Consider the following 18313-nt stretch of genomic DNA (forward strand, 5'->3'; position numbering starts at 1 on the left):
TTTCGAAAGGAGGTTAGATACATGAACAATTATACTGTGCTGGTCGTAGATGATGATAAAGAAATTAGAGAAGCAATTGAAATATATTTGAAAAATGAAGGTTTGACAGTGTTATTAGCTAGTGATGGTGTAGAAGCAATAGAGCGATTGCAAGAAAATGAAGTTCATTTAATCATTCTGGATGTGATGATGCCAAGGATGGATGGAATTTCTGCAACATTTAAAATTCGTGAACAAAAAAACATTCCGATCATTATTTTGAGTGCGAAAAGTGAAGATACAGATAAAATTCTCGGTTTACAGGTTGGTGCGGATGATTATGTGACCAAGCCCTTTAATCCGTTAGAGCTAATTGCACGAGTTAAGTCACAACTTAGAAGATATGTAAAACTGGGTCATTTTGAAGGAAGAAACCGAACAATTGATCTAAATGGTTTAACGATCGATCAAGAAGCGAAGGAAGTGGCAGTGAACGGAGATGCAGTAAAACTAACTCCAATAGAATATAAGATTGTAGAATTATTAATGTTGAACGCTGGTCGTGTGTTCTCCATTTCGGAAATTTACGAACGTGTGTGGCAGGAGCCTTGCTATAATGCTGAAAATACTGTTGCTGTCCACATTCGAAAAATTCGCGAAAAAATTGAAATCGACCCTAAAAATCCAAGATATTTAAAGGTGGTATGGGGCATTGGATACAAAATGGAAAAATAGAGGGGTAATGCTTCTATGGCTTGTTTTGTTTACATACGGGCTTAGTGGAGTGTTAACCGCATTAGTAAATAATAATGATTATTTAAAGCCAAGTTACTTTAAGACCTCTCAGTATGAAGAGTCAGTTGGAGCGTTAGTTAGTTATCTTCAAGCATATGAGTTTTCCTATCAACCTAAGGAAGATGTGAAAAAGAAACTTTCTGTCTCTAATGAAGAAATTGAAGAATACCGATACCGCTATGGTGAATTAACAGATCAAATCCAAAGTATAAAGGATCAGTATCAATATAAAGTTGAAGAGGCAAGAGCAAGTGGTAATGAGGATATAGCGAATGTTTATATAAAAGAACGTGACACGAAGATTGAGGATATAACCAAAAACTTTGAGAGTGACGAATATGTTGAAGAAAAAATCATAAAAGAAAAAGAAAAAAGAGTAGATGAATATTACAAAGAATTAGAAGGGTATAGGAAAGACTACAAAGTATATAATGAAGCTTTTGCTTATTACTTAAAAAACACATCTACCGGAGAGATCTACACAAATCTACCATCTGAATCAATAAAATCGGCCTTCACGAAAGAAAAAATGTTATATGTAAATTCTTATCCAACGGACAATGTCAATTATCTAGGTGTTCGGGAAGAATCCCTTATTTATGGATATGAAGATGTCCTGCCAGATGATCATACAAATGTTTTATATGAAGGGAAAATCGGACTTCGTAAAGATGTTTCAAATGCAAATGCCATTATGGCATCTTACCACAATTTTAATGACCATAGAATTGTATTCTGGATTTATACGATTGGGGCAATCATATCACTCATAATGAGTGTGGTTATGGCACGGAAAATGTCTATTTTCCAAAAAATAAAATCTCATCATGTAAAGAATTATTACGATCGTCTACCAATTGATGTTGCGTTAGGGCTTTTTGGAATCTCAGCCATCATTTCATTATTATTAATTGATGAGTTTCCTCATTATTATAACTATTTTTCATTTAGAGATCTTCTTTACCGGTTTTTTATGATGGTCTTTTTTCTAGGAGTAACCATTGTCCAATGGATTTATTTATTCCCTCTGATAAAAGAATTGCCGTCAAATAAAGGATTACGAAAGAGATCAATATCTTATCAATTATTAAAAATGATCCGAGATGCTTTTGCAAATCGCAGAGTTGGAACACAATTGTTTTTGGTTCTGGCGATTGTGTTTATGTTTGGTCTTGGAGCTGCAGTAGTGGTTGTAGAGCCAAGATTTTTAATTATCTACTTTCCTGCATTTGTTGTAGTTGCATTGCCGGTATCCATTGTTTTGATAAGAAGGCTCGGATATTATAATGAGATAACCCGTCATGCATCTGCCTTAACAAAAGGGAAATTTGAATCAGATTTGAAGGTTGTTGGAAAAACGTCACTAGCTACTCTTGCTTCAGATATTAATCAATTAAAACATGGTGTGAAAACCTCACAAAAAGCACAGGTGAAGAGTGAACGGTTAAAAACAGAATTAATTACTAATGTAAGCCATGATCTAAGGACCCCCTTAACATCTATCATTACGTATTCCGAGTTATTAAAGAATGCTGAGCTTACAAATGATGAACGTTCGACCTATATTGAGATTATTGATCGTAAATCGAAAAGACTAAAAATACTTATTGATGATTTGTTTGAAGCATCAAAAATGGCCAGTGGAAATATTGAATTATCAAAGGCAAAGGTAGATGTTGTTCAACTGCTGCAACAGGCTTTAGCTGAATACAATGAAACCATTCAAGCATCAACTGTGCAATTTCGCGTAACAAATCCTGATAACCCTTTATTCGCTTATATAGATGGCCAAAAGCTGTGGAGAGTTTTTGAAAATTTAATAGGAAATATTCTGAAATATTCATTGGGAAATACAAGAGCATATCTAGCAATTAAGCGTGAAAATCAACAAATTATCATAACATTTAAAAATGTATCAAAGTATGAACTTAGTGAAGATGTCAATGAATTATTTGAACGATTTAAACGTGGAGATGAATCCCGACATACAGAAGGATCAGGTCTCGGTTTAGCTATAGCCAAATCAATCATTGACTTGCATGAGGGACAGTTGGATATAGATGTTGATGGTGATTTATTTAAAGTAACGATTATTTTAGATGCGTTGGACTCATAATATATGAAAGGCAGTTCTTCTTTAAGAACTGCCTTTCGAGTTTTTTTACATATCTTGGAACTGGAAACTTCATCAAAAACCTTTAACAAATCGTAATAAAAGGTTAATTTTACATAAAATTTGAGATAAGTATACATGAATTAGATGAAAGTGGCCTGATTCATCGTATATAGATATCAATTTCGTGAAATTTAGATGAAATTTTCTCTGAATAATGATATGATAGAATTATCATAATATTTAATAGAATAATAAAATCTTAGGGAAGGTGACAAAATGACAACAAGAATAGAAGCAAATGATAGCAGTCTTCCGTTACGTCGTGATGTAAAATCACTAGGACATATTCTAGGTGAAATTATCGTTCATCATGGAGGAACGGAGCTACTAGATAAAGTTGAAAAATTTAGAATGATGGCGAAGTCTCTACGAAATAACTTTGATAGGCAAATATATAATGAATTGAAAGAAGAAATCGTGAATTTAGATCCACCAATGCGTAAACAAATCATTCGTGCCTTTTCAATTTATTTCCATCTAATTAATGCCGCAGAGTCAAATCACCGCATTCGTCGTCGTCGCGAATATCAGCTCCAAGATGATCATGTTGTTCAACCCGTATCAATTGAAAGTGCACTTCTTTCATTAAAAGAAAATGAAATTGATGAGGAAACAATTCAAAACGTCTTGAACACGTTATCACTTGAGCTGATCATAACTGCGCATCCGACTGAAGCAACTAAACGTTCAGTTATTGAGATTCAAAAGCGAATCGGCAAAATTTTGAAAGACCTTGACAATACAATGTTAACAAAGAAAGAACGTAAAAAATTGGAAGACAGTTTGTTAAATGAAGTGACAATTCTATGGCAAACAGATGAACTGCGTCATCGTAAGCCAACTGTTATGGATGAAGTACGTAATGGTTTATATTATTTTGACCAAACATTTTTTGATGTGTTGCCAGATATTCATCAAGATCTAGAAGAAGGACTTACTGAGCAATTCCCTGGTCATGCATGGAATGTACCGAATTTTCTGCGTTTTGGTTCTTGGATTGGTGGAGATAGAGATGGAAACCCGAATGTAACAGCTGAGGTTTCATGGGAGACGTTAGAAAGCCATCGGGAGCTAGTACTTAAGAAATATAGAGATTCACTAATTGAAGCAATGAAACGCTTCAGCCATTCTTCTACACGTGTTGAGATTAGTGAAGAGCTTCTTTCAAATGTTGAAAAAGAAGAAATACTATATTTACCAGCTGAAAAAAGATGGTCTGTAGAACAAGAAGTTTATCGTCGTAAAATTGCAATCATAATAGCGAGACTTGAAGCAGTTGGGAAATCTGACATTGGATATAAAGCTTCAGAGGAACTTTTAGAGGATCTATATTTAATTCAGAGAAGTGTTGATGCACATCAACCTGCAACACGAGAATTAAAAATGCTTAAGAAATTTATTCGCCAAGTTCAGCTATTTGGTTTCCATTTAGCAACACTTGATATTCGTAATCACAGTGGTGAACATGAGGCGGCGATTACAGAAATCCTGCGAAAAGTAAAAGTAACCGAAGATTACGCAGCACTTAGTGAAGAAGAAAAATTAAATGTATTAGAAAGTGTTTTGAAAGATCCGCGTCCTGTCTTACTTTTAAATGAAGACTATTCTAAAGAAACACAGGAAATGCTTAAAGTCTTTACAATGATCAAGAAAGCACATGAAACATTTGGCAAGAAATCCATTCTTGTGTATCTCGTAAGTATGACACAAGCAGCAAGTGACCTTTTAGAAGTGTTGGTTCTTGCAAAGGAAGCCGGTATCTATCGTTTACATGCAGACGGATCAGTGGAAAGTCATCTAAATGTTGCTCCGCTTCTTGAAACAGTTGATGATTTAATCGCGGGTCCAAAGATTATGGAGACATTATTTAAAATGGATGTATACCGTAATCATTTGAAAATCCACGGTGATTCACAGGAAATTATGCTAGGTTATTCTGATGGTAGTAAAGATGGTGGAACACTTACAGCGAACTGGAAATTGTACAAAGCTCAGCTTGAAATTCATGATATGGCGAAAAGTTACCAAATAGGATTGAAATTTTTCCATGGTCGCGGTGGTTCATTAGGTCGTGGCGGCGGTCCACTAAACCGCAGTATATTATCACAGCCTGCTGAAACATTAGGAGATGGAGTTAAAATTACCGAGCAAGGAGAAGTGTTATCATCTCGGTATTTAGTAGAGGATATTGCTTATCGTAGTTTAGAGCAAGCAACTTCTACCTTAATTGAAGCATCGGTTAACCTTTCAAAAGAATCAGAGCAACAGCATTTACGTGAACTAGCATGGGAAAATGCAATGGAAGAGATCTCAAATGTTTCTTTGAAAAAGTACCAATCACTAGTTTTCCAAGATCCTGATTTCTTAACATATTTTACAGAAGCAACTCCATTAAATGAGTTGGCTGAACTAAATATCGGCTCCCGTCCTATGAAACGTAAAAATCGCAATCGTTTTGAAGATTTACGTGCAATTCCTTGGGTATTTGCATGGACACAAAGCCGTCAGCTATTACCAGCTTGGTATGCTGCAGGGACTGGTTTAGAAAGCTTTGCTTCAAAAAGTGAGGAAAACTTACAACTATTAAAACGTATGTACAATGAGTGGACATTCTTCCGTTCCACAATTGACAATCTGCAGATGGCACTTATGAAGGCAGATATTACAACAGCTAAAGAATATACATCTTTAGTGAATGATCAAGAAATTGCAGATCGTATCTTTGGAAACATCTTGGAAGAGTATGAAAAAACAAAAACAATTCTTCTTCAAATTACAGATGATAAAGAGCTGTTAGATCATACACCAAATATTAAAGAATCTGTACATCGTAGAAACCCGTATGTCGATCCGTTAAACTTCTTACAAGTAGAACTTATTAAGCAGCTTCGTCAACAGGAAGAGCCTAATGAAGAGTTATTAACAGAAGTACTTTTAACAATAAGCGGTATTGCAGCAGGATTACGTAATACAGGCTGATATTACAATGATAAGAATGGACTGCCGAGTAATCGGTAGTCTATTTTTATTTACAGGTTAAGAAAGTATAAATTTTGTATTCAGTGTGGGTGTCCAGCTCCAACACCTAGCCTTAGATCGCATAGGACGTGGAAGTGCAGTTGCAGCTGTCGCGTATGTAACTGCCTCAAGGTTCTAGCCAAATTGGAATTAAAGACCAAGAAAGCCATCTAGTTCAAGTCGCCTTATTTGACCGATTCTGATCAAGGAGCTTGCGCTTTTGTTCAGTATAAGTTCTTCGAATAAGAAAAAACATGAGTTTGTAATAAAATCTACCAAACTATGTGCAGATTTAACCTATATTATCATAAGCCAAATCAAGAATATCTTGAATAATATGTAAGATAAATGTAAAGGCTATTAATAGGAAGAATATAACTAGTTGGGGGCATAATCATGGATCAAAAACCACTTCATTATGATGGAAGTAGTTCAACAGAAGGTATTTCAACGAATGAATTAACAGAAAATCAAGTGTTTGAGATCACAGATGAAATGAGAAAAAATTTAGCAGGTAACCCATACACTATAGATATAAATGATTAATTTTTTAAAAAGGATTCGCATAGTATAGCGAGTCCTTTTTTATTTTCTTCTCAGAGTATAGTTCAAATACCTTCTGTGTAAAATAAAACAAATGATGACATAAGAAGGTGGAGCAATGTGACATATCAAGAGGGTCTCGATCAAATAGATAAAGCTACTCAAAAAATCAGCGATGCAACCCAGTTGACAATAGAAGCAGTTATGAATACCTTTTTATTCACATGGCAATGGTGGATTGCCCTAGCTATGTTAATAGTTCCGTGGGCTATTTGGGCAATATTCCGTGATCGTGAAAATTCTGCTCGTTTATTTTCTGCAGGGCTACTTGTCATGGTTATATCAGAAATTCTTGATGCAATAGGAGTCGGTCTTGGAAATTGGGCTTATCCTGTTAAAGTAATACCAATAGCTACAATAAGCTTTTCTTTTAGACTATCTCTATTGCCAGTAATTTTTATGCTGTTGTTACAATTTAAGCCGCAAATAAATCCGTTTATTAAGGCAGTTTTATATGGTGGTTTCGGAGCTTTTATTGGTTTACCATTTTTAGAAAGTATTAATCTTTATAAAAAAATTGATTGGCAACTTATATACTCATTTTTCATATTAACTACATTGTATTTACTTGGTTACTGGTTCAGTCGAAGGAAATCTTTTTAGTTTTTCATTAAATAAATTTACCGTTTTGTATCAAACTATAATGACTTAATAAAAGAAAGGTAAGATGAAAATGACAAAAGTTTTGTATATTACAGCACATCCTCATGATGACAAGGTTTCTTTTAGTATGGCAGCAGGAAAAGCTTTTATTGATTCTTACAAAGAAGCTAACCCTAACGATGAAATCGTCCATATCGATTTATATAAAGAGCATATTCCACATATTGATGTGGACGTGTTTAGTGGTTGGGGGAAATTACAAACAGGAAAAGGGTTTGACGAGTTATCAGAAGAAGAAAAAACAAAGGTAAGCAGACTTAATGAACTAAGTGAACAGTTCATTTCCGGTGACAAATATGTATTTGTTACTCCGTTCTGGAATTTCTCCTTTCCTCCCGTTATGAAAGCTTATATTGATTCAGTTGCTGTAGCAGGAAAATCATTTAAATATACGGCAGAAGGACCTATCGGCTTGTTGACGGATAAAAAAGCACTGCATATCCAAGCAAGAGGCGGTATTTACTCTGAGGGACCAGCTGCAGAAGTTGAAATGGGACATCGCTATTTAAATGTGATTATGAATTTCTTCGGAGTACCGTCGTTTGAAGGGTTATTTATTGAAGGCCACAACGCAATGCCTGATAAAGCGGAAGAGATTAAAGCTAATGGAATTGCACGAGCAAAGGATCTGGCGAAGACTTTTTAAAAAACATATGGAAGTATTGCAAAGGAGTGCATATAATAGCACTCTTTTTGTACGATTAGAAGGAAGTTTTATGGAGAATAGATAAGAACAACTAGGGTTTTGGCAATATGCTAAACCCAGTTTTTCAGTCTAACATTACCTTTAAATAGTAGAAAGAAACTGTGTAAGAATTTGTTACATAGTAATTGCGAGATATCTTTTTCCCCTCTATACTACATGTTAACAAGCCAATCAATTAACTGTATAAAGGTTCGAGATTTATTTTTTGAACGAAAAAGCTGCCTAGGGTTCCGTTGGTCATATGACCTATGTCTGGTCCGAGAGGGAGCGTATAAAAAGCAATTTTGTTTTTTATATACACGGAAGGACAAAAGCCTGGGAGATGACCTCTCCCAGGCTTTTATCTATTCCTCAAAAAGTAATAGTATCCTTTATAACTCAAAATAGCTTGCAATTGAAGACAGTTTCCACACATCAGTTTTTGTGTATTAATTTCAGAATATTCAATATAAAGGAGAGGATTTAATGAATACAGAGGCTCCGGAATTAAAAAAATCGCTCAATACATTTGGTGTAGTTTTTTTAGGGCTTGCATGGATGACACCAATGATCTTTTTCACAGTTTATGGGGTAGCCTTTGAAGCAGCCGGAGGTATGCTTGCTGCTGCCTATGTTGTAGCATTCATAGCTATTTTCTTTACTGCGTATAGCTATAGCAGAATGGTAAAGGCTTATCCAATTTCAGGATCAGCGTACACATATACAAAAAAAGCAGTTAATCAAAAGATGGGATTTTTAGTAGGATGGGCCCTGCTATTAGATTATATTGTTTCTCCAATTATTGCTTGCTTGACCTTTGGACTATTTTTAAATGCCCAGTTTCCAAGTATCCCCGTGTATGTATGGATCATAGTATTAAACTTAATTTTAGCATTTGTAAATATTATAGGAATTAAATCTGTTGCAAGAGTAAGTGGATTCTCTGTTATTTTTCAAGTTATCTTTATTGTGTTCTTTTGTGTATTTGTTACGAAGGATATTCTCACTGGTGGAGATGGCATGGCGTTATTCTCGATGCAACCTTTCATTTCCAGTGATTTTTCAATCGGAACAATCTTCTCTGGGGCAGCTCTAATATGCTTTTGTTTTCTAGGATTTGATGCTGTGACAACAATGGCAGAAGAAACAGTCAATCCCCGAAAAACGATCCCGAGAGCTATCTTTTTAATTGTTTGTATTGCTGCTGTATTATATCTTGCGATTGCATATTTAACTGAGATCGCTTATCCTGACTTCACGTTTGTTAATGTGGACACCGCTTCAGCTGAATTGATTCATATGGTGGGAGGCAATTTACTAAGTGCGATCTTTACAACAGTATTAATTGTTGCAACTTTTACTCAAGGTGTTTCATCTGTAACGAGTGTAACAAGATTCTTATTTGCTTTAGGGCGGGAATCAATTTTACCAAACAAAGTATTTGGATATATTCATCCAAAATTTAAAACTCCTGTCTTAAATATCGTGTTTGTTACGATTATTTCGTTTTTCTCAATTGCGATTGATTTAGATACAGCTGTCACATTTGTAAGCTTTGGTGCTTTAACGGCATTTACGTTTGTAAATATTTCTGTCATTGCACATTACTATGTTCGTCAAAAGCAGAGATCAATAAAAGATACTTTTTTATATTTGCTATTTCCACTAGTTGGCGCTTGTTTTATTGGATGGTTGTTAACATTACTTGAAAAACAAACACTCTTCATAGGCATTGGATGGATAGTGTTAGGATTTGTTTATTTGGGAATTCGAACAGTTGTACTTAAAAAGTCTGTAAGTGACTTGGTGGAAGATAAGGTAGCAATCCGAAATCGATTAACTGAAAAAAGTATGTAAGAAAATATGACATGCTAGTTTGAAATTCTAACATGGCAAACTATACTGAATGTACAGAATAACTAAATAAAGCTTCTCAAATGAGAAGAAAAAAGCTTTCTAGGGTTCCGTTCTTGTTGTGAATCTCCCTTCATTCAACCAAGTGGTCTGGACCGAGAGAAAGCGTATGGCTATATGAACATATAGTTATATACACGGAAGGATAAAAGCCTGGGAGACATTGATCTCCCGGGCTTTTATCTTTTTTTATACTCAAAAATTAAGGAGGAAACTTCATATGAATAGTATTTTCAGTAAAACAATCCCTGCTGGTGGAAAATGGTCAGGAACAATAGGAAAGGGGAAATTAGTTTGTTTTACCGCACTAGGTGACAGAGCAAATGTATCAACTCTCATGTACACCGGTCAAAACTTAACTGAACGATATAATATGCCAGATACATTGAAAGCGCAGCAAACCTCACATTTAACAAAAGGCCATGTTCTTATGAGTGATAACGGAAGAGTTTTAGCAAGTATTGTTGAGGATAGTTTAGGTTGGCATGATAGCATATCTGGTTATACAACACGAAAGCAAACGGACGAAAAGTATGGTATGACGACTTACCAGGAATTACGAAATAATTGGCTAAGAAGTGGTGAAGAAAATTTTTCTGTTGAGCTTGTTAGAAATGGGCTGGGAGTACGTGATATTGTACCTGTCTTGAATTTATTTTCAAAAGTTTATTGCGATGAAAATGGGAATATGCACTTTGTGGAAGACCATTGCAAGGAAGGAGCAACTGTAACACTAAGAACCGAAATGGACACATTATTTGTTTTTTCAAATACACCAAACCCTTTGGACCAAAGTAGTCAATATTCTTCTGTTCCAATTAAGATTGAAGTCCTTGAGGCTAATCCAGTAGAAGAAGATGATGTTTGTGTAAACCACCGTCCGGAAAACAGAAGAGCATTTGAAAATACTTGGGAATACTACGCATTGATAGGTGAATCATTAAAAACAGTGATGTCGAAATAATAGACTTCTAGAAGGATATAAATGGGCACGGAATTTTTTATTCGATTAACTCGGAAGATATTAAAAGGAGGAAGACATTATGGCAATTTTAAACTATACAGAAAGCCCAAGAAAAGTAGAAGAAGCAATCTATGATCATGTGATTCCGGCAGGAGATGGGTGGATGCATGAATTACAACCTGGTCAGGTTTTAAGAATCATAGATTTAGAAGGAAACCAAGCGGCAGATACACTCTTTTATCATGCAGAAGATCCTGAAGATCACTATAGTGCTGTTGCAACGATTACAGGACAGCAAAATATATACCTATCCACTGGTACTGTTTTACGGTCTGAATCAAATAAAGAGCTATTAACAATTGTGGCTGATACATGTGGTCGACATGATACGTTAGGTGGTGCCTGTTCGGCTCAGAGTAATACAGTGCGTTATTCACATGATACCTTGCCAATGCATAACTGTTGCGACACATTCATGTTACAACTGGCACAATATGATGAACAATTTACAAAGCGTGACTTAGCACCAAATATTAATTTCTTTATGAATGTACCTGTTACACCAGAGGGCGGCCTTACATTTGCTGACGGTGTTTCAGCTCCAGGACGATATGTGGAAGTCCAATCGATTGTGAAAACAATTGCGTTAATTAGTAACTGTCCACAGTTGAATAATCCATGTAACGCTTATAATCCAACACCAATACGAGTGTTGATTTGGGATAAGTAGAGGGAATTGCGTTTGTAAGAGTCATGAAAGACAAATCTCGATAGATAAAGAAGAGAAAAAGTCCTTCATAGTAGGGTTGAAGGACAAAACTCGGCGGAGAAGTGGAGATAAGTCCTTCATAGTAGGGATGATAGACAAAACTCAGTGGAGAGGATCGAGAAAAGTTTTTCATTATGCAAATGAAGAATAAACGCATACGAGTAAGGTTGTTTATATAAAAAACATCGTTAGAAGGAGTGTGTCACATGTTTAAAAAAGTGCTAATCGCAAACCGTGGGGCAATTGCGGTAAGAATAGAGCGAACATTAAAAAAACTAGGAGTTTCATCTGTAGCAGTTTTTACAAAAGCTGATCAAGATAGCTTACATGTTGATGGTGCAGATGAAGCTGTTTTGATCGGAGAAGGAGCAGCAAAGGAAAGCTACTTAAATTCAGATTTAATTCTAAAAACGGCCATTGAAACAGGTGCAGAGGCAATCCATCCGGGATATGGTTTCTTAAGTGAAAATGCAAACTTTGCCCGTGCATGTCAGGAAAATGGAATTATATTTATCGGACCGACACCAGAGCAAATGGAAATGTTTGGTTTGAAGCATTCTGCAAGGGAAATTGCTGAAAAAGCTGGAGTACCAATGCTTTCAGGTACAAAATTAATAGACAGCTTAGAAACTGCCATAGAACAGGCAGGTCAAATCGGATACCCGGTAATTTTAAAAAGTACAGCTGGTGGCGGCGGTATTGGGATGCGTGTTTGCGACACTGAAGAAGCTTTACGTGCTGCTTACGATGGTGTGCGTCACTTAGCAGAAACAAACTTTAATAATGACGGGCTATTCTTAGAAAAATACATCCCAAGGGCTAGACATGTTGAGGTGCAAATTTTCGGAAATGAATTTGGAGAAGTGGTTACTTTAGGTGAGCGAGATTGCTCCATTCAACGTAGAAATCAGAAAGTAATTGAAGAAAGTCCTGCTCCCAAATTATCTGAAGACGTTCGCCAGAACATGTTAGCTGCTGCCAAAAGGTTAGCTAAAGAAGTTGGCTATAAAAGTGCAGGAACGGTTGAGTTTTTATATGATCCAGAGTCTTATGAATTTTACTTCCTGGAAGTTAATACTCGTTTGCAAGTAGAGCATGGTGTAACAGAGGAAGTGTTAGGTATTGACTTAGTGGAGTGGATGATCAAAGAGGCTGCTGGTGAGCTGAAAAATTTACAGAATCTTGTTCCAGAACCAACAGGACATAGTATACAAGCTCGAATTTACGCTGAAGATTGTCATCATGATTTCCGCCCAAGTGCCGGCCAGCTGGATCAGGTCATTTTATCAAACCTTGCTCGTAATGAAACATGGGTAAGAGATGGGATAACCGTTACCTCATTATACGATCCAATGCTTGCAAAGATCATCGTGCATGGTAAAAACCGCACAGAGGCTATCCAAACATTGATTAAAGCTTTACGTGAAACACGAATGTATGGGATTACCACAAATCTTCAATATTTACAGGAGCTATTGCAAGAAGAGGATTGTATATCAGGTGATGTATTCACAAGAATGCTAAATAGTTTTAAACCAGTTGAAAATGCTATTGAAGTCATAGATGGTGGTATTCAGACAACCATTCAGGATTGGCCGGGAAGAAAAGGGCACTGGGACGTAGGGGTTCCACCTTGTGGTCCAATGGATCCATTGTCCTTCCGAATTGGAAATAAAATATTAGGAAACGCTGACAATGCACCCGGACTTGAATTTACCCTTCGAGGTGGATCTTATCGATTTAGAAATGATATGTGGTTCTGTTTAACGGGCGCTGATATGGAAGCAAAACTAGATGGTGAAAAAATTTCATTATATAAACCAGTATTAGCTAAGGAAGGCCAGGTAGTATCATTTGGAGAAGCTAAAGTGGGAATGAGAACCTATATGCTTGTTTCTGGCGGATTTGATATGCCGAAGATTTTAGGAAGCTCTTCAACTTTTACACTCGGTAACTTTGGGGGACACGGTGGCAGAGCGCTTCGAACAGGTGATGTTCTCGGTGTTCATAACTCTTGTACCCCTGTTGTAAAAGATGTACTTCCTTTAGTACATCAACCAAAGATCAACACAACATGGACGATTGGTGTTATTCCCGGGCCGCATTGTACAGAAGAATTTTTACAACCAGATTATTTAAAACAATTAACAGAAACAAAATGGGAAATTCATTTTAATAGCTCCCGTACAGGTGTCCGTCTTGTAGGGCCAAAGCCACTCTGGACACGTGAAGATGGAGGAGAAGCAGGCTTGCATCCTTCCAATATTCATGATAATGCGTACGCAATTGGGACGCTTGATTTAACAGGTGATATGCCGATATTACTTGGTCCGGATGGTCCTAGTCTTGGTGGGTTTGTTTGCCCTGTGACCACAGCTTCAGCAGAATTTTGGAAAATTGGTCAACTGCATCCTGGAGATACAGTCCAATTTAAGCTTATCACACTTGAAGAAGCAGATCGTTTACGAAAACTTCAAGACATGAATTTGCATGCAATTGGGGAAAAACATCTTTCGCTGATACAAGAGATTGAATTAGTAGATCCTGAAATTGAGATTCCATCAACTTATCCGGTTTTAGCTAGTGAGTCTGCTAATCGACAAATTCCGATAACGATCCGTTGTAGCGGTGACGAAAATATTCTTGTGGAATATGGAGAAATGGAACTTGATTTACTTCTTCGTTTCCAGGTACATGCGCTTATGGATAGCCTACAAAAAACCAATGAAATACCTGTCTTAGACTTAACTCCAGGAATTCGTTCTTTACAAATTCATATTGACGCATCAAAAATGACAGTAAAAGATGCAGCCAAAAAGGTATTAGAAATTGATCGCAGGTTACCACCGCTTGAATCCATACAAGTAGCATCAAGAATCGTCCGTTTGCCACTATCCTGGAACGACCCCTCTGTACAATTAGCTACAGAACGATATCAGCAAAATGTTCGGCAGGACGCCCCGTGGTGTCCGGATAATCTTGAATTTATTAGACGAATAAATGGTTTGGATAGTATAGAAGATGTGAAAAAAATTGTGTTTGATGCCAGCTATTTAGTTCTTGGCCTGGGTGATGTTTACCTTGGGGCACCAGTTGCAACACCGATTGATCCCCGTCACCGACTCGTTACAACAAAGTATAATCCGGCTCGGACATGGACCCCGGAAAATGCAGTTGGAATTGGTGGAGCATATATGTGTGTGTATGGAATGGAAGGCCCGGGAGGATATCAATTTGTTGGGCGTACCATTCAAGTGTGGAATAAACTCAGATCAACTGAAATCTTTGAACCGGGTAAGCCCTGGTTATTACGTTTTTTCGATCAAATTCAATTTTATCCAGTTGATGCAGATGAATTACTTCAAATGCGAGAGGATGTTTTAAGGGGGAGATTTGAAGTTGATATTACAGAAACAACCTTTGATCTTGGAGAGTACTTGAACTTCCAAGAGGAAATTAAGGAAAGTGCCGACCAATTCAAACAACGTCAACAAGCCTCCTTCAATGAGGAACGTGAAAGATGGAAGGAGCAAGGTATTGAAGAACATGTATCTGAAGTTGATACATTAGCTTTAAGTGAAGAAGACGTACTTCCTGAAGGTGCACTTCCTGTAAATTGTTCAATGCCAGGAAGTGTATGGAAGGTTCTTGTTTCACCGGGAGCACAGGTGAAAAAGGGTGATGTTCTTATTATAGAAGAAAGTATGAAAATGGAGTTTCCTCAAACAGCACCTTGTGATGGAGAAATCGCTGAGATTTATGTGAAGTCTGGAGATTCGGTGCATGCTGGACAATTAATAGCTAGTTTATTTAAGGAAAATAAGGTAGGTGCCGCACAATGAGCAAAATGGAGATTCCATTCAAATTAACATTAAGCTGGCTACGTGAAGCATATAGAAGTCATCAATTAACACCAGAAGAAGTGATGGAAGAAATCGTTAAACGTTCCCAACGAGACGAAGAAATGAACATTTGGATTACACCGCCAAAAATGGAAAAGATTCATCCGTATTTAGAACGCTTATCAGAGATAAATTTTGATTCATCTCCATTATGGGGAATCCCATTTGCCATAAAGGATAACATCGATTTAGCTAATGTACCAACAACAGCTGGTTGTGAGGAATTTAGTTATACTCCAGCAGAACATTCTACAGTAGTTGAGAGATTAATAGAGGCTGGAGCAATTCCGGTAGGAAAAACCAATCTAGATCAATTTGCAACAGGTCTAGTTGGGACCCGCAGCCCTTTTGGTGAAACCCATAACTCATTGCGACCAGAGCTAATAAGTGGAGGTTCAAGTTCTGGATCTGCCGTATCTGTTGCAAGAGGTCAGGCAGTTTTCTCTTTAGGAACAGATACAGCTGGTTCAGGGCGCGTACCTGCAGCCCTAAATGATCTAGTTGGTTTAAAGCCTAGTTTAGGAGCTTGGCCAACAAAAGGTGTTGTGCCGGCATGTGTAAGTCTTGATTGTGTGACCGTATTTTCCCATAGTTTAGACGAGGCTTATCAAGTAGATGCAGTAGTTAGAGGATTTGATCAACAGGATCCATGGTCCCGGGAAATGCCAATCCCTTTTGCTAAGCTGCCTAAAAAAATCTGTTTACCAAAGGATACCATCCCTTTTTATGGTCCATATGCATCTGAGTATCAACTGGCTTGGAATAAAGCAGTTGAACAACTGAAGCAGCTTCCGATTACAATTGAATATATTGATTATGAATTTTTCCGCGAGGCAGCAGCCATCCTTTATGACGGACCATTTGTAGCAGAAAGGTGGGCTGATTTAGGAGAATTTATTCGTAACCATCCTGATGTAACATTCCCAGTAACGGAAAAGGTACTTCGTTCTGGTGATCTACCAAAATATAATGCTACGTTTGTGTTTCATTCTCTGCACAAATTACAAGAATTCAAAAGAAGAGCTCAGATTCTTTTAAAAGATGCTGTTCTTGTTACACCAACGGTTGGGGGTACTTGGACACGTGATCAGGTCCGAAAAGATCCAATTAAAACGAATAGTGATATGGGATTATATACAAATCACTGTAATTTATTAGATTTAAGTGCAATTGCTGTTCAGGCAGGTGAAGCAGAAAAGAATCTTCCATTTGGTATAACCTTCTTTGCGTTATCTCATGAGGAAGGTTTAATAGCCGGTGCAGCAGAGGTATTTGTTAGAAACAATAAAGAAATAAAAAAGACTATTCCTATCGCAGTATGTGGTCTGCATATGCGGGGTTTTTCACTTGAAAAGCAAATGCTTGAATTTGGTGCATTCTTTGTTCGCGAAGATGTAACAGCTGAAAAATATCAATTTATTAAGCTGCCATCAGAACCTGCAAAGCCGGGTTTGATCAAGAAAAAATCAGGTGGAAATGCTATTGAATTAGAGATTTGGGAAATGCCAGTATCCTCCTTTGGAGAATTTTTAACATTAATTCCTTCCCCGCTTGGAATCGGAAAAGTGGAGCTCCAAGATGGCACGGAGGTTTCGGGGTTTATTTGTGAAGGATATGCAGCAGAAGATGCAGAAGATATTTCTGATTCAAGGAGCTGGCGAAAGGTTCCTCTAAATATTTAATTTGAAGTTATATTATTAAATCCCCAATATGTTTCATCCATTGGGGTATTTTTTGTTTTACGATAAAATAATCAATTAGGTCGATATATTAAGTAATACATTTGTTATTATAATTAATGGTATGCAGGACTTTTCCAACTTTCCTTGAAGTTATTAAAATAATGTTTTTTACACAAGGGGGAGCAGTATGCAACAAAAAGTCGTGGTTTATCGTGAATTACCAGATCAAGTTTTATATTTCTTGAAAAATAAATTTGATGTCAGTTATTTTCCGACTCTTAATGATGATAATTACCGGGATTTTCTAGTTGAATTACAAACTGCACATGGATTGTTAGGTGCTAGTATGAAAATAGGGCAAGAACTATTAAATCAAGCTCCAAATTTAAAGGTCATTTCAAATATTTCAGTTGGTTATGATAATTTAAATATAGAAGAGCTTAAGAAAAGAAACATAATTGCAACAAATACACCCGGGGTGCTTGATGATACAACAGCAGATACCGTCTTTGGGCTTTTACTGGCCACGGCAAGAAGAATGCCTGAGCTTGATCATTATGTAAAGGATAAAAAATGGGGAGGAACAAAGGGTGAAGACCTTTTTGGTGTGGATGTACATCATAAAACATTAGGTATTATCGGGATGGGTAGTATCGGCAGAGCGGTCGCTAAACGAGCACACTTCGGCTTTGATATGGAAATCTTATACCATAATCGTTCAAGAAATAAGGAAGCAGAAAGTAAATTTAATGCAACATATTGCTCATTAGATGAGCTCTTGAAGAAGTCAGATTTTGTTTGTTTAATGGTTCCACACACACCTCAAACAGAAAAAATGATTGGAGAGAGAGAATTTAACTTAATGAAGGATTCAGCGATCTTCATTAATGGATCAAGAGGGAAAAACGTTGATGAAGAAGCTTTAATCAAAGCCCTGCAGAAAAAGAAAATACTTAGCGCAGGGTTAGATGTCTTTGAGATTGAGCCTGTTGAGAAGAATAATCCATTATTATCAATGCCCCATGTTGTCACACTACCGCATATCGGTTCAGCTACAGCTGAAACGAGAGCAAAAATGGCAAAGCTAGCTGCAGAAAATATGGCTATTGCTCTCGAGGAAAAAACACCTCCGAATTTAATAAGATAATAAAAGGGTAGAGAAG

Annotated in this window: 12 protein-coding genes and 2 riboswitches; all 12 genes read left to right on the forward strand. The window is 36.8% G+C overall.

Annotated features, from left to right (window positions below; translation table 11 throughout):
* Positions 1-21: 21 nt before the first annotated feature.
* The 12 genes from LC095_RS07990 (at position 22) to LC095_RS08045 (ending at position 18297) form a co-directional block, all read left to right on the forward strand.
* Positions 22-714, forward strand: a complete 693-nt coding sequence (locus tag LC095_RS07990) for a response regulator transcription factor (protein WP_078434765.1) — start codon at positions 22-24, stop codon at positions 712-714.
* Positions 692-2890 carry a sensor histidine kinase gene (locus LC095_RS07995; RefSeq protein ID WP_226527680.1) on the forward strand — a complete coding sequence of 733 codons (2199 nt, stop codon included), beginning with the start codon at positions 692-694 and terminating at the stop codon, positions 2888-2890. Before LC095_RS07990 ends, LC095_RS07995 begins: the two co-directional genes overlap by 23 nt.
* Before the next feature lie 276 nt (positions 2891-3166).
* A complete protein-coding gene (gene ppc, locus LC095_RS08000; RefSeq protein WP_226527681.1) occupies positions 3167-5929 on the forward strand; it encodes a phosphoenolpyruvate carboxylase in 2763 nt (920 codons plus the stop codon).
* A 435-nt stretch (positions 5930-6364) separates the two neighbouring features.
* The gene (locus LC095_RS08005) at positions 6365-6514 is read left to right on the forward strand and encodes a hypothetical protein (protein ID WP_226527682.1); all 150 of its coding nucleotides are present in this window, start codon (positions 6365-6367) and stop codon (positions 6512-6514) included.
* Between the two features lie 117 nt (positions 6515-6631).
* Positions 6632-7174 carry a CBO0543 family protein gene (locus LC095_RS08010; protein ID WP_226527683.1) on the forward strand — a complete coding sequence of 181 codons (543 nt, stop codon included), beginning with the start codon at positions 6632-6634 and terminating at the stop codon, positions 7172-7174.
* Between the two features lie 70 nt (positions 7175-7244).
* Positions 7245-7880, forward strand: a complete 636-nt coding sequence (locus tag LC095_RS08015) for an FMN-dependent NADH-azoreductase (RefSeq protein WP_226527684.1) — start codon at positions 7245-7247, stop codon at positions 7878-7880.
* A 271-nt stretch (positions 7881-8151) separates the two neighbouring features.
* Positions 8152-8264, forward strand: a riboswitch (guanidine-I (ykkC/yxkD leader).
* A 141-nt stretch (positions 8265-8405) separates the two neighbouring features.
* On the forward strand, positions 8406-9776 hold the full coding sequence (locus tag LC095_RS08020) for an APC family permease (protein ID WP_226527685.1): 1371 nt from the start codon (positions 8406-8408) through the stop codon (positions 9774-9776).
* Between the two features lie 88 nt (positions 9777-9864).
* Positions 9865-9995: riboswitch (guanidine-I (ykkC/yxkD leader) on the forward strand.
* Between the two features lie 58 nt (positions 9996-10053).
* Positions 10054-10797, forward strand: coding sequence for an urea amidolyase associated protein UAAP1 (locus tag LC095_RS08025; RefSeq protein ID WP_226527686.1), 744 nt, complete (start codon positions 10054-10056; stop codon positions 10795-10797).
* Between the two features lie 79 nt (positions 10798-10876).
* Positions 10877-11527: an urea amidolyase associated protein UAAP2 gene (locus tag LC095_RS08030; RefSeq protein WP_226527687.1), complete on the forward strand. Its 651-nt coding sequence runs from the start codon at positions 10877-10879 to the stop codon at positions 11525-11527.
* A gap of 245 nt (positions 11528-11772) precedes the next feature.
* Positions 11773-15408 carry an urea carboxylase gene (gene uca, locus LC095_RS08035; RefSeq protein ID WP_226527688.1) on the forward strand — a complete coding sequence of 1212 codons (3636 nt, stop codon included), beginning with the start codon at positions 11773-11775 and terminating at the stop codon, positions 15406-15408.
* On the forward strand, positions 15405-17150 hold the full coding sequence (gene atzF, locus LC095_RS08040; protein ID WP_226527689.1) for an allophanate hydrolase: 1746 nt from the start codon (positions 15405-15407) through the stop codon (positions 17148-17150). Before uca ends, atzF begins: the two co-directional genes overlap by 4 nt.
* 187 nt (positions 17151-17337) lie before the next feature.
* Entirely contained in the window at positions 17338-18297 is a 960-nt protein-coding gene (locus LC095_RS08045) for a 2-hydroxyacid dehydrogenase (RefSeq protein WP_226527690.1), read from the forward strand.
* Positions 18298-18313 lie beyond the last annotated feature (16 nt).

Source organism: Metabacillus niabensis (assembly GCF_020524345.1).
Classification (GTDB): domain Bacteria; phylum Bacillota; class Bacilli; order Bacillales; family Bacillaceae; genus Metabacillus; species Metabacillus niabensis_B.

Bases quoted from the DNA above. Each gene is read 5' to 3' on its own strand.
- LC095_RS08005 (WP_226527682.1), top strand. From the start codon at position 6,365: ATGGATCAAAAACCACTTCATTATGATGGAAGTAGTTCAACAGAAGGT.
- LC095_RS08020 (WP_226527685.1), top strand. From the start codon at position 8,406: ATGAATACAGAGGCTCCGGAATTAAAAAAATCGCTCAATACATTTGGT.
- atzF (WP_226527689.1), top strand. From the start codon at position 15,405: ATGAGCAAAATGGAGATTCCATTCAAATTAACATTAAGCTGGCTACGT.
- LC095_RS08015 (WP_226527684.1), top strand. From the start codon at position 7,245: ATGACAAAAGTTTTGTATATTACAGCACATCCTCATGATGACAAGGTT.
- LC095_RS08030 (WP_226527687.1), top strand. From the start codon at position 10,877: ATGGCAATTTTAAACTATACAGAAAGCCCAAGAAAAGTAGAAGAAGCA.
- LC095_RS08025 (WP_226527686.1), top strand. From the start codon at position 10,054: ATGAATAGTATTTTCAGTAAAACAATCCCTGCTGGTGGAAAATGGTCA.
- uca (WP_226527688.1), top strand. From the start codon at position 11,773: ATGTTTAAAAAAGTGCTAATCGCAAACCGTGGGGCAATTGCGGTAAGA.
- LC095_RS08045 (WP_226527690.1), top strand. From the start codon at position 17,338: ATGCAACAAAAAGTCGTGGTTTATCGTGAATTACCAGATCAAGTTTTA.
- ppc (WP_226527681.1), top strand. From the start codon at position 3,167: ATGACAACAAGAATAGAAGCAAATGATAGCAGTCTTCCGTTACGTCGT.
- LC095_RS07990 (WP_078434765.1), top strand. From the start codon at position 22: ATGAACAATTATACTGTGCTGGTCGTAGATGATGATAAAGAAATTAGA.